The 14395-nt window shown below is 76.5% G+C and carries 1 protein-coding gene; it reads right to left on the bottom strand.

From position 1 onward, the window contains the following. Positions 1 to 13 precede the first annotated feature (13 nt). Positions 14 to 14281, bottom strand: coding sequence for a type I polyketide synthase (locus tag AC5WAM_RS38205; protein ID WP_495520424.1), 14268 nt, complete (start codon positions 14279 to 14281; stop codon positions 14 to 16). Between the last annotated feature and the right edge of the window lie 114 nt (positions 14282 to 14395).

The raw sequence follows: 14395 nt of genomic DNA, 5'->3' as shown, positions 1-14395 counted from the left end.
TCTCGCTTCTCCCTCAGGCCCCGTAGTTGTTGTCGAGCAGTTCGAAGAGTTCGTCGGCCGTGGCGGTGTCGACGGCGGGTGCGCCGTCGACACCGCCACCGTCCTGCGGCACCCGGTCGTTCCAGGCGCGCAGCAGGTCCCGCAGCCGGGCGCCGATCGTGTCGGCTCCCGGTGTGTCGGGCCCGGTGGCGGCCAGCGCGGCGGCGAGCCCGTCCAGGTGTTCGTGGACGGGGCGGTCCGGCCGGTCCGGCGCGGAGGCCGCGCACAGCCGCTCGTGCAGGTGGTCGGCGAGCGCGGCGGGCGTGGGGTGGTCGAAGACCGCGGTGGGCGAGATCCGCAGCCCGGTCGCCTCCCCGAGCCGGTTGCGGAACGTCACGGCGAGCATCGAGTCGAACCCCGCGGCGGTGAACGGCCGCCGTGCCTCCACGGCCGCGCCGCCGGAGTGGCCGAGCACGGCGGCGGCGTGCGCGGTGACCAGGTCGAGGACGGCGCGGCGCCGGTCGGCCCCGGTCAAGGGGGCGAGCCGGGCCGCGAGTTCGGCCGCGGGGTCGCCGTTCGGCACGGGCGCGGGGGCCTGCGCGGGTGCGGTGGCGGCGACGGCAGCGGCGGCGGTCCGGCCCGGTGTCGCCAGCCAGTAGCGCTCGTGCTGGAAGGCGTAGGTGGGCAGGGGCACGTGGGTGTGGGCGGGCCGGGGCAGGGCGGTGGCCCAGTCCAGGGGCGCGCCGTGGGTCCAGGCCTCGGCGAGCGCGGTGAGCAGCCGGTCGGTGCCGCCGTCGTCGCGGCGCAGGGTGCCGACGGCGGCGACGGGCCGCTCCGCGCGCTCGGCGGTCCCGCTGAGGGCGGCGGTCAGGACGGGGTGCGGGCTCGTCTCGACGAACAGGTCGTGGCCCGCGGCGAGCAGGGCCTCGGTGGTGCGGGCGAACTCGACCGGCTCGCGCAGATTGCGGTACCAGTAGGAGGCGTCGAGGGCGGTGCCGTCGATGACGTCGCCGGTCACGGTGGAGTAGAGCGGAACGCGCGAGGGCCGGGGCCGCACTCCGGCGAGGGCGGTGCGCAGCGCGTCGCCCACGTCGGAGACCTGGGCGGAGTGCGCCGCGTAGTCGACGGGCAGCCGTCGGGCCCGTACGCCCGCCCGCTCGCAGTCGGCCTGGAGGCCGGTCAGCGCGTCGGGCGCGCCCGCGACGACGACGGCCCCCGGTCCGTTGACGGCGGCCACGCCGATCCGCCCGTCGTAGGGCAGCAGCAGTTCCCGTACGTGCTCTTCGGGGGCGGCGAGCGAGACCATGCCGCCGCGGCCGGCGAGCCGCCGCAGCTCCCGGCTGCGCAGGGCGACGACCAGGGCGGCGTCCTCCAGGGTGAGCGCCCCGGCCACGCAGGCCGCGGCGATCTCGCCCTGGGAGTGCCCCACCACGGCCACGGGCTCGACGCCGTACGAACGCCACACCTCCGCCAGCGACACCATCACCGCGAACAACACCGGCTGCACCACGTCCACGCGCTCCAGCGACGGCGCCTCAGGAACCTCCCGCAGCACATCCAGCAACGACCAGTCCGTGTGCGGGGCCAGCGCCTCGGCACACGCGGCGAGCCGCGCGGCGAACTCCGGCGAACCGTCCAGGAGTTCACGCGCCATCCCCGGCCACTGCGAGCCCTGGCCGGGGAAGACGAACACGGTCCTGGCCTCTCCGGCGCGGCCGGTGGCGGCGCCGGGCGCGGGTTCCCCGTCGGCCAGTGCCGCGAGCGCGGCGAGGAGTTCGTCCCGGGTGCGCCCGGTCACGGCGGCGCGGTGCGGGAACGCGGTGCGCGTGGTGGCGAGCGCGTGGGCGAGGTCCGCGAGGGGCAGGTCCTGGGCGGCTTCGGCGTGCTCGCGCAGGCGGCGGGCCTGGGCGCGCAGGGCGGGCGCGGAGGCGGCCGACAGGGGCAGCGCGACGGTGTCCGTGGCGATCGGGTCGACGGCGGGGGCCGGGGCGGCGGGCTGCGGCGCCGGCGGCTCGTCCGGGGCCTGTTCGAGCACCGCGTGGGCGTTGGTGCCGCTCATGCCGAAGGAGGACACGCCCGCGCGGCGGGGGCGGCCGGTGTCGTCCCACGGGCGGGCCTCGGTGAGCAGGCGCACCGCTCCCTTGGACCAGTCGGCCTCGGTGGTGGGCGTGTCCACGTGGAGGGTGCGGGGCAGCAGGCCGTGGCGCAGGGCCATGACCGCCTTGATGACCCCGGCGACGCCCGCGGCGGCCTGGGTGTGGCCGATGTTGGACTTGAGCGAGCCGAGCCACAACGGCCGTTCGGTGGGCCGGTCCTGGCCGTAGACGGCGATCAGGGACTGCGCCTCGATGGGGTCGCCGAGGACGGTGCCGGTGCCGTGCGCCTCGACGAGGTCGACATCGGCTCCGGTGAGACCGGCGGCGGCGAGCGCCCGCCGCAGGACGCGCTCCTGCGCGGGTCCGCTCGGCGCGGTCAGGCCGTTGCTCGCGCCGTCCTGGTTGACCGCCGAGCCCCGGACCACGGCGAGCACGGGGTGGCCCCGGCGGCGGGCCTCCGAGAGCCGCTCGACCACGAGCATGCCCACGCCCTCGCCCCAGCCGGTGCCGTCGGCGGCGGCGGCGAAGGACTTGCAGCGGCCGTCGGGCGCGAGGCCGCGCTGGCGGCTGAACTCCACGAACACGTCGGGCGACGCCATCACGGCCGCGCCGCCGACGAGCGCGAAGGAGCACTCCCCCGCGCGCAGCGCCTGCCCGGCCAGGTGCAGGGCGACCAGGGACGAGGAGCAGGCGGTCTCGACGGTGACGGCCGGGCCCTCGGTGCCGAGGGTGTAGGCGATGCGGCCGGAGGCGACGCTCGTGACCGTGCCGCTGAGCAGATGCCCCTCGACGGCGGCGGCCGGGTCCTGCGGCCCGGTGCCGTACCCCTGGGCGGCCACGCCGAGGTAGACGCCGCCCTGGCTGCCGCGGACCGAGCCCGGGTCGATGCCCGCGCGCTCCAGGGCCTCCCAGGCGGTCTCCAGGAGGAGGCGCTGCTGCGGGTCCATGGCGAGGGCCTCGCGCGGCGAGATGCCGAAGAAGTCCGCGTCGAAGTCCCCGGCGCCGTCGAGGAAACCGCCGCCGGTCGTGTAGAAGGTGCCCTCGCGCTCGGGGTCCGGGTCGTAGAGGTCCTCCAGCGGCCAGCCCCGGTCGGCGGGCAGCGGGCCGACGGCGTCGCGCTCGCCCGCGACGAGGTCCCACAGGTCCTCCGGGCCGCGGACGCCGCCCGGGAAGCGGCACGCCATCCCGACGACCGCCAACGGCTCGTCGGTGGTGGCGGGCCGCGTGGGCCCGTCCTGCGGTGCGGGGGTGGCGCCGGTCAGTTCGGCGTGCAGATGGCCGCCGAGCGCGGTGGCCGTGGGATGGTCGAAGACGGTGCTCGCGGGCAGGGTCAGACCGGTGGCGGCGGCCAGCCGGTTGCGCAGTTCGACAGCGGTGAGCGAGTCGAAGCCGATGTCGTGGAAGGGCCGGGCGGCTTCGACGGCGACCGCCGAGTCGTGGCCGAGGACGGCGGCGGCCTCGGCGCGCACGAGGTCGGTGAGGGCCCGCGGTCGCTCGGCGCGGGGCAGCGCGGCGAGCCGGTCGCGCCAGCGGGCCGCGGCGCCGGACGCCGCGTCGTCCGGTTCCCGGTCCGGGTCCGCGGCGGCGTCGGGGAGTTCGGCGAGCAGCGCGCTGTCGCGCCCCGAGCGGAAGGCCGGGGCGAAGCGCGGCCAGTCCATGTCCGCGACGACGGTGCCGCTGTCGTCGCCCTCCAGGGCCCGCCACAGCGCGTCGAGCGCCACTTCAGGCGCCATCGGGACCAGGCCGAGGCGGCGCAGGCCCGCGCCGGTCGCCCCGTGCGCCATGCCCGCCCCCGCCCAGGGTCCCCAGGCCACGCAGACCGCCGCGCGGCCGTCGGCGCGGCGCCGCTCGGCGAGGGCGTCCAGGTGGGCGTTGGCGGCGGCGTAGGTGGCCTGGCCCGCACTGCCCCAGGTGGCGGAGACCGACGAGAACAGCACGAACGCGTCAGGCCCTTCGCCCAGGAGGCCGTCCAGGTGGTCGGCGCCGCGCACCTTGGCCGCCGTCTCCTCGGCGAGCAGCGCGGGCGTGCAGTCCGCGACGCGGGTGTCGGAGGTGACGCCCGCGGCGTGGAAGACGGCCCGTACGGCGTCGCCGTCGGCGGCGAGCCGGTCGAGGAGCGCCGCGAGCGCGTCCCGGTCGGCCACGTCGCAGGCCGCCACGGTGACCCGGGCCCCCAAGGCCTGGAGTTCCGCGGCGAGTTCGGTGGCGCCGGGCGCGTCCGGGCCGCGGCGGCTCGTCAGGACGAGGTGTTCGGCGCCGTCGCGGGCGAGCCGCCGCGCCACGTGGGCGCCGAGTCCGCCGGTGCCGCCGGTGACGAGGACGGTGCCGCGTGCGGACCACCCGGGCTCGCCGCTTCCTGTCGTACGAGTGTCATCGGCTGCCGTACGAGAGCCGTACGCCGGTGTCGGCGCGGCCCTCAGGAGGCGGCGTCCGTACAGGCCGTCCGCGCGGAGGGCGACCTGGTCCTCGGCGCAGCCGCCATCGGTCCGTACGGATCCGGACAGCAGGGCGCACAGGCGGCGCAGCGACGCGGCGTCGGGCCGCTCCGCCAGGTCCGCCAGCCCGCCCCAGCGGCCCGGGTGTTCGAGCGCCGCGACCCGGCCGAGCCCCCACACCTGGGCCTGCTCGGGGCGGACCGGGCCCCGGCCGCCCACGGCGACGGCGCCGGTGGTGACGCACCACAGCGGGGCGTCACCGCCCGCGTCGCCGAGGGCCTGGACGAGCAGCAGGGTGGCCTCGGTGCCACCGGCGGGAGCGGTGGCGAGCAGCGACAGGACGCCGCTCGCTCCCGGCGGTACGAGCGCGGCGAGCCCGGCCCGGTCCGTGCCGTGGGGGACGGTGAGGACGGACACGGCGGCGCCGTGCTCGGCGAGCGCGGTCCGGCAGGCGTCGGCGAGCGCCGTGCTCGCGGCGGCCTCGGGCACGACGAGCAGCCAGGTGCCGGTGAGCGTGGGCGTGGCGGCCGGTTCGGGCAGGGCGCGCCAGGCCACGCGGTAGGTCCGGGCGTCCGCCGCGTCGACGGCCTCGGCGGGGCGCGGCGTCGGCCAGTACCTGCGGTGCCGGAACGGGTAGGTGGGCAGGTCGTCGATGCGGGGCAGCCGGTCAGGGCAGCCCACGGACCAGTCGACGGCCGTGCCCCGCACGTGCAGCGCGGCGAGGGCGCCCGTGAACGCCTCTGTCTCGGTCCTGCCGTCGCGCAGCAGCGGCACCGCGCGGCAGGCGTCGCCGTCGGTCCCGCACGCCTCGACGAGGCCGGACAGGACGCCGCCCGTGCCGAGTTCGAGGCAGCTGGTGGCGGACTCGGCGAGCAGGGTGCGGGCGCCGTCGAGGAAGCGGACGGTGCCGCGCACGTGCCGCACCCAGTACTCCGGGTCGCACAGTTCGTCGGCGGTGGCGCGCGCCCCGGTGAGGTTCGAGATCACGGGGATGCGCGGCGGCGCGTACGTCATCTGCCGGGCCACGGCCCGGAAGGCGTCGAGCATGCCGTCCACGCGCGCCGAGTGGAAGGCGTGGCTGACGGCGAGCTCCTTGGTGCGGCGGCCGCGCGCCCGGAAGGCCTCGGCCAGGCGCAGCACGGGGGCGCGGTCGCCGGACAGGACGGTGGCGCGCGGCCCGTTGACGGCCGCGACGCAGACGCCCGGCTCCCCGGCTTCGGCGAGCAGGGCGCGCACCTCGTCCTCGTCGGCCTCCACGGCGGCCATGGCGCCGCCGCCGGGCAGCGCGTCCATGAGCCGGCCGCGCGCGGCGACCAGGGCGCAGGCGTCGGGCAGGTCGAGGACCCCGGCCACGTGCGCGGCGGCGAGTTCGCCGATGGAGTGGCCGAGCAGCAGGTCGGGCCGTACGCCCCAGTGCTCCGTGAGCCGGAACAGCGCGACCTGGAGGGCGAACAGCGCGGGCTGGGTGCAGCCGGTGCGGTCGAGGAGCGCCGCCGCGTCGGTGCCGGGCGCGGCGAACATGACGTCGCGCAGCGGCCGTTCCAGATCCGGCGAGAGGTGGGGGGCCAGGTGCGTGAGGACGGCGTCGAGCGCGTCGGCGAAGACCGGTTCGCACCGGTACAGCTCGGCGCCCGCGCCCGCCCGCTGGCTGCCCTGCCCCGGGAAGAGGAAGGCCGTGCGCCCTGCCGCGCCCGCGTGACCGGTGACGAGGCGCCCGGAGGAGTTCCCCTCGGCCAGCGCGGCGAGGGCGGCGAGCACGGCGTCGGGGTCCCGGCCGAGGACGGCGGCGCGGTGGTCGAGCGCGGCGCGCCGGGTGGCGAGGGCGTGGGCCGTGTCGGCGAGGGCGCCGGGGGCGGGCCCGTCGTCCGGCGGCCGGTGGCCCGTCTGGTGGCCGCCGAGATACGTACGCAGCTGTGCGCCCTGCGCGCGCAGGGCGTCCGGCGTACGGGCGGAAAGGAGCAGCGGGACGGCGATTCCGGTGCGGGAGGCGTCGGAGGGCGAGGCTTCGGCGCCGGGGCCGGGCGGCTCCGGGCGGGAGGCTTCGGCGGCGGGGCCGGGCAGGTCGGCGCGGGAGGCTTGGGCGGCGGGGACGTCCGGCGTGCCCGCCGCCTCCGGGGTGTCGGCGGGCGGTGCCTGTTCCACGATCACGTGGGCGTTGGTGCCGCTGATGCCGAACGAGGAGACCCCGGCCCGGCGCGGCTCGCCCGTCTCCGGCCACGGGGTGCGCCCGGTCAGGAGGCGCACGTCGCCCGTGGCCCAGTCGACGTGCGGGTTGGGCTCCTCGGCATGGAGCGTGCCGGGCAGTTCCCCGGCCTGGAGGGCGAGCACCATCTTCATCAGCCCGGCCACTCCGGCGGCGGCCTGGGTGTGCCCGATGTTGGACTTGACCGAGCCGAGCCACAGCGGCCGTTCGGCGGGCCGCCCCGCGTGGACGGCCTGGAGCGCCTGGGCCTCGATCGGGTCGCCGAGCACGGTGCCTGTGCCGTGTGCCTCCACGGCGTCCACCTGGTCGGCGCGGAGCCCCGCGTCGGCGAGCGCGGCCCGGATGACGTCCTGCTGGGCGGGGCCGTTCGGGGCGGTCAGGCCGTTGCTGGCGCCGTCCTGGTTGACGGCGGAGCCGCGCAGCACGGCGTGGACGGGGTGGCCGTTGCGGCGGGCGTCGGAGAGGCGTTCCAGGAGCAGGACTCCGGCGCCCTCGCCCCAGGAGGTGCCGTCGGCGCCCGCCCCGAAGGCCTTGCAGCGGCCGTCGCGGGCGAGGCCGCGCTGACGGCTGAACTCGACGAAGAGCCGGGGCGTGCTCATCACCGTGACGCCGCCCGCGAAGGCCTGGTCGCAGTCGCCGCGCCGCAGCGCCTGCGCGGCGAGGTGCACGGCGACGAGCGACGAGGAGCAGGCCGTGTCCACGGTGAGGGCGGGGCCTTCGAGGCCGAGGACGTAGGCGACGCGGCCGGACAGCACGCTGGCCGTGTTCCCTGTGAGGAGGTGGCCCTCGGACACCTCGGGGTCGGCTCCGGCGAGGGCCATGTAGTCCTGCCCGTTGGTGCCCACGAACACGCCGACGCGGCGGCCCCGGAGCGCCTCGGGGTCCTGTCCCGCGCGCTCCAGGGCCTCCCAGGAGGTCTCCAGGAGGAGGCGCTGCTGCGGGTCCATGGCGAGGGCCTCGCGCGGCGAGATCCCGAAGAACTCGGCGTCGAACCCGGCGGCGTCCGTGACGAACGCGCCCCGCGTGCAGTAGGTGGTGCCCGCCCGGTCCGGGTCCGGGTCGTAGAGCCCGGCGGCGTCCCAGCCCCGGTCCGCGGGCCAGTCCGTGACCGCGTCCCGGCCCTCGGCGAGCAGCCGCCACAGATCGGCGGGGCGCTCGACACCGCCGGGGAACCGGCAGCCCATGCCGACGACCGCGATGGGCTCCGCGTCGTACGCGGACGGCGCGGAGCCCGGCTCCCGGGCGCCGTCGGCCCCGCTTCCCGCGTCCGCCTCGCCGAGTTCGCCCAGGAGGTGGGCGGCGAGGACCGCCGGCGTCGGCCGGTCGAAGAGCACGGTGGCGGGCAGGCGCACACCGGTGGCGGCCGCCAGGCGGTTGCGCAGCTCGACCGCCGTGAGGGAGTCGAACCCCATGTCGTTGAAGGCCCGTTCGGGCCGTACGGCGTCGGGGGTGGGGTGCCGCAGGACCGCCGCGGCATGCGTACGGACGAGGTCGGTGACGAACCTCTCGCGCTCCGCGGCGGGCACGGCGGCGAGCCGGTCGCGCAGCGTCCCTTCCGGTGAGCCGGGCGCGCGCTCGCCGCCGTCGCCGTCCCGGCCGGTGTACGCGGCGAGCAGCGCGGTCGCACGCGGCCCCGTGGCGGCGGCGAAGCGCCGCCAGTCCGCGTCGGCGACGACCACGTGCCCGTCGCCCTCGGCGAGGGCGCGGCCGATGGCCGTCACGGCCGCCGCGGGGTCCATGGAGGGCAGGCCCCGGTCGCGCAGGCGTCCGGCGACGTCGTCGTCGAGCATGCCCTCGCCCGCGGCCCAGGCGCCCCAGGCGAGGGCCGTGCCGGGCAGTCCGGCGGCGCGCCGGGCGGCGACGAGGGACTCCAACGCCGCGTTCGCCGCCGCGTAGTTGCCCTGCCCGGCGTTGCCGACGACGCCCATGACGGAGGTGAAGACGACGAAGGCGGAGAGGTCCAGGCCCGCGGTCGCCTCGTGCAGGACGCGGGCGGCGGTCGTCTTGGCGCGCAGCGACACGGCGAGCCGCGCCGGGGTGAGGGCGTCGACCGTGCCGTCGTCGAGGACGCCCGCCGCGTGCACGACCGCGGTCAGCGGGCGGTCCCGCGGCAGCGCGTCGAGCAGCGCCGCCACCTGGCCGGGGTCCGCGACGTCGCACGCCGCGACCGTCACCGCGGCGCCCGCGTCGGCCAGTTCGGCCCGCAGTGCGGCGGCCCCGGGCGCCCGCGGCCCGCGCCTGCTGACGAGCAGCAGCTGTCCGGCGCCCTGTGCGGCCAGCCAGCGCGCCACATGGGCGCCGACGCCTCCGGTGCCTCCGGTGATCAGTACGGTGCCGGTCCCGAAGCCCTCCTCGACGGCGGGGGTGCCGCCGCGCGTGACGGGCGCGGGCACCAGCCGACGGCCGAGCACCCCGGTCGAGCGGACCGCGACCTGGTCCTCGTCGGTCACCGATGCCAGGACCGCGCACAGCCGTAGCAGGGCCCGCTCGTCCGGCTCGGCGGGCAGGTCGGCCGACCCGCCCCAGCGGTCGGGGTGTTCGAGGGCGACGCACCGGCCGAGACCGGCGACGGCCGCGTGGACGGACGGCCCAGGGCGCTCCCCCGCGCCGACCACGGCCGCGCCCCGGGTCACGCACCACAGCGGCGCGTCGATCCCGGTGTCGCCGAGGGCCTGCACGAGCGCGAGGGTCAGGGCGAGCCCGCCGGGCAGGTCGGCATGGTCGGGGTGCGGGCGGTGCTCGTCCGCGAGCAGAGACAGGACTCCGGCGACGGGCCGCTCCGCCACGGCGTCCGCGAGCGCGGCGGCCAGCCCCGCGCGGTCCTCCCCGGGCCCTTGGGCGGTGACCACGGCGAGGTCGAGCCCGAGCGCGCGGAGCCCGCGCACGACGGCGTCGGCGGCCCCTGCTTCGGAGGCTGCCGCTCCTTCCGCGTAGGCGGCCTCTTCGGGGAGCACGGCTTCGGGACGCACACCTTCGGGGCGCACGGCTTCGGGGCACACGGCTTCGGGGCACACCGCGAGCCACCGCCCCTCGGGCACCGAGCCGGGCGGCAGTTCGAGCGGCTGCCACGCGACACGGTGGCGCCACGCGTCGACGCTCCGCTCCCGCGCACGCTCGGCACGCCACGCCGAGAGCGCGGGCAACACCTCGTCCAGGGCCTGCGGGGTCACCTTCAACGTCTCCGCGAGCCGGGCGGGCTCCTCGCGTACGAGGGCTTCCCAGAGGCCGTCCGTGTCGGGCGCCGGGGCCGCACTTTCCTGAGGGCCCAGCCAGTAGCGTTCGCGCTGGAAGGGGTAGGTGGGCAGCTCGACGCGGGTGGCACCGGTGCCCTCGAACAGCGGCGACCAGTCCACGGGCAACCCCTGCACATGCGCCTGCCCGAGCGCAAGGAGCATGCGCTCCAAGCCACCCTCGTCCCGGCGCAGGGTGCCCAGCACCACCGCGGTGCTCTCGGCCGACTCCAAGGTCGCCTCGACCGCCATCGTCAACACCGGATGCGGACTGACCTCCACATACGCACCGAAACCCTCCTCCGCCAGGGCACGGATAGCGGGCTCGAAGGCCACCGTGCGACGGAGGTTGGCGTACCAGTACCCGGCATCCATCACCGACGTGTCCAGCCACTCACCCGTCACCGTGGAGAACAGCGGCACCTCTGACGAGGACGGTGAGATCCCCTTCAAGGCCTCCAGGAGCTCTGTCTCGATGCGCTCCACATGAGCCGAGTGCGAGGCATAGTCCACGTCGATACGACGCGCCCGCACCCCCTGCGCCTCACAACCCTCCACCAACTCATCCAGAGCATCGATATCACCCGACACCACCACCGCAGAGGGACCATTGACAGCCGCGACCGATAACCGGCCACCCCACACAGCCAGCCGCTCCGCCACCTCATCCGAAGACAGAGCGAGTGACACCATCCCGCCACTGCCCGCAAGCCCCACAATCGCCCGGCTCCGCAACGCCACCACCCGCGCACCATCCGCAAGAGACAACCCACCCGCCACCACCGCCGCCGCGATCTCCCCCTGCGAATGCCCCACCACCGCATCCGCCACCACACCAAACACCCGCCACAACCGCGCCAACGACACCATCACCGCAAACAACACCGGCTGCACCACATCCACCCGCTCAAGCCCCACACCCGAACGCACCACCTCCACCAACGACCACTCCACATACGGCCCCAACGCCGCCTCGCACTCCCCCATCAACCCCGCAAACACCGACGACTCATCCAACAGCTCACGCGCCATCCCCACCCACTGCGCCCCCTGCCCCGGGAACACAAACACCGTCCCCCCACCTACCGACACCCCACCCGACACCACACACGACAACGGCTCACCCACCACCAACGCCCGCAACCCCGCACGGAGTTGCTCACGACCACCAGCCACCACAACGGCTCTGCTCTCGAACCGCGAGCGGGTCATGGCCAGCGACAGCGCGACATCACCGACCCGCACGTCCTGCTTGCCGCACACCTCAAGAAGCCGCTCCGCCTGCGCCCGCAACCCCTGCGGCGACCGCGCCGACACCACCCACACCACCGGCCCAACCACCCCGGAAACCCCCGCGACCACAGACTCCCGCGGCACCTCCTCCACGATCACATGCGCGTTCGTCCCGCTGATGCCGAAGCCGGACACTCCGGCCCGCCGCGGCCGGTCGCTCTCGGGCCAGGGTGTCGGTTCGGCGAGGAGGCGGATGTCGCCCGCGTTCCAGTCCACGTACGGTGTCGGCTCGGTGAGGTGGAGGGTCCGGGGCAGCAGGCCGTGGCGCATCGCCAGGACCATCTTCATGACGCCGCCGACACCTGCGGCGGCCTGAGTGTGGCCGATGTTGGACTTGAGGGAGCCCAGCCACAACGGCCGCTCCTCCACACGTCCCTGACCGTACGTCGCCAGCAACGCCTGCGCCTCGATCGGATCACCCAGACGCGTGCCCGTGCCGTGCGCCTCCACCGCGTCCACGTCCTTCGCCGACAACCCCGCATCCGCGAGAGCCGCACGAATCACCCGCTGCTGCGAAGGACCGTTCGGAGCCGTCAGACCATTGCTCGCACCGTCCTGATTCACCGCACTGCCCCGCACCACCGCAAGCACCGGATGACCGTTGCGCCGGGCATCCGACAGACGCTCCAGGAGCAGTACGCCGACGCCCTCGGCGAGGCCGAAGCCGTCGGCCTGTGCCGAGAACGCCTTGCAGCGGCCGTCGGGGGCCAGGCCGCCCTGGCTGCTGAACTCCACGAACATGCCGGGCGTCGGCATCACCGTCGCTCCGCCCGCGAGCGCGAGCGCGCACTCGCCGCGCCGCAGTGCCTGCACGGCGAGGTGCAGGGCCACCAGGGAGGAGGAGCAGGCCGTGTCGACGGTGACCGCGGCACCCTCCAGGCCGAGGGCGTAGGCGATGCGGCCGGAGGCGACGCTGCCGGTGTTGCCGGTGAGGAGGTGGCCGTTGCCGTCCGTCGCCTCGTGCAGGCGGGGGCCGTAGTCCATGGTCATCGCGCCGACGTAGACAGCAGTGCGGCTGCCCCGCAGCGTGTGCGGGTCGAGCCCCGCGCGCTCAAGGGTCTCCCAGGAGGTCTCCAGGAGGAGCCGCTGCTGCGGGTCCATGACGAGCGCCTCACGGGGCGAGATGCCGAAGAACTCGGCGTCGAAGCGGTCGGCGTCGTGCAGGAAGCCCGCCTCCCGCTGGTAGTGGCGGCCCGGCCCGGTGTCCTCGGGCGTGCAGGCGCCCGCGGTGCTCCAGCCCCGGTCGCCGGGGAAGTCCGTCACGGCGTCGGTGCCGTCGGCGAGGAGGCGCCACAGCCGCTCGGGGGTGTCGGCGCCGCCGGGAAAGCGGCAGCCCATCGCGACGATCGCCACGGGGTCTTCGTACGCGGCCGTCGCGGGCGCCTCGGCGGGTGCTTCCTGCAGGGTGTCGCCGAGGAGTTCGTCCCGCAGCGCCTCGGCGAGCGCGCGCGGCGTCGGATGGTCGAAGACGGCCGTCACGGGCAGCGACGCGGCGCCCGTGGCGGTGGCGACGCGGTTGCGGATCTCCACGGCGGTGACGGAGTCCAGGCCGAGGCCGGTGAAGGTGGCGTCGGGGTCGACGGGGCCCGGTTCGCCGAGCACGGCGGCGACCTCGTGGCCCACCAGACGCAGCAGCCGTTCGCGCTGCCCCGGCGCGGTGAGGGGGGCCAGTTCGTCGCGGAGGGCCGTGCGCGGGTCCTCGGTGCCGGTGTCGTCGTCCGCCTCCAGCAGTTCCGCGGGGAGGTCCGTGGGCTGGGCGTCGAGCCCTTCGTAGAGGGCTTCGGGGCCGGGGGTCGCGCCGCCGTGGACGTACGCCTCGGCGAGTGCGGTGAGGAATTGGGTGCGGTCGCCGTGGTCGCGGCGGAGGGTGGCGCCGACGTGGGCGGTGACGCCGTGCTCGGCGGCGATCGCCTGGAGCGCGGTGGTGAGGACCGGGTGCGGGCTGATCTCCAGGAGGGTGTGGTGGCCGTCCCTGAGCAGGGCGGCCGCGGCCCGGTCGAACCGGACGGTGCGGCGCAGGTTGCGGGCCCAGTAGGCGGCGTCCAGGGCCGGTTCGGGGAGGAGGTCGCCGGTCAGGCCCGAGTAGTACGGCAGGTGGGCGGTGAGCGGCCGGACGGGGGCGAGGTCGGCGTGGAGGCGGGGCACGATGGCGTCGATGTGCGGGGAGTGGGCGGCGAGCCCGACGGCGATGCGGCGCGCGTGCAGGCCCGCGGCGGTGAGCCGGGCGGTCAGCTCGGTGGCGGCGTCGGTGTCGCCGGACACGATCACGGAGCGCGGGCCGTTGACGGCGGCGACCCCCAACTTCCCTTCATGGTGGCCTAGTTGGGCTTCCACGTCGGCGAGGGGTGCCATCACGGAGACCATGTCGCCGTGCCCGGACAGGGTCGCCTGGGCCTGGCTCCACAGGGCGACGACTCGGGCGCCGTCGTCCAGGGAGAGGGCGCCGCCGACGACGGCCGCGGAGATCTCGCCGCAGCTGTGGCCGAGCACCGCGGTGGGCTCCACGCCGTGGTCGCGCCAGAGTCCGGCCAGGCCGACGCCGACGGCGAACAGGGCGGGCTGGACGACGTCGGGCCGCTCCAGCGGGGGCGCGCCGTCGGCCGCGCGCAGCACGTCCATGAGGGACCAGTCGACGAAGGGTTCGAGGGCCTGCGCGCAGGCGTCCACGCGCGCTCTGAACCGGGGTGCGGAGTCGAGGAGCCGTGCGGCCATGGCGGGCCACTGGGAGCCCTGTCCGGGGAAGACGAAGGCGATGCCGCCGCCGGGTCCGGCGGGCCCTTCGGTGAGGCCGGGGGCGCCGCGCCCGTCGGCGAGGGCGTCGAGGCGCTCCAGGAGCGCGTCGCGGTCACCCGCCACCAGGGCGGCGCGATGCCCGGTGGCGGTCGCGGCGCGGGCGAGGGTGAGGCCGACGTCCGCCGGGCTCCACTCCGGCAGGGCGCGCAGGTGGTCGCGCAACCGCCGCGCCTGTGCCGTCAGGGCGCCCCGCCGTGCGGCGGACAGGGTCCACAGGAGGGGGGTCCCGGCAGGGGACTCGGGCACGTTCACGCCATGGCTCCTCAGGACGTACGGGACAGGGACGGCGGGTCAGGACGTACGGGACGGGGAAGGAGGGCGCGCGCCGGTGCGGCACGGCCGTGCAGGGCCCGCCGGGGCGCGGTG

This window comes from Streptomyces sp. JLYT201, assembly GCF_059448825.1.
This window is presented reverse-complemented; position numbering and strand designations above follow the sequence as displayed.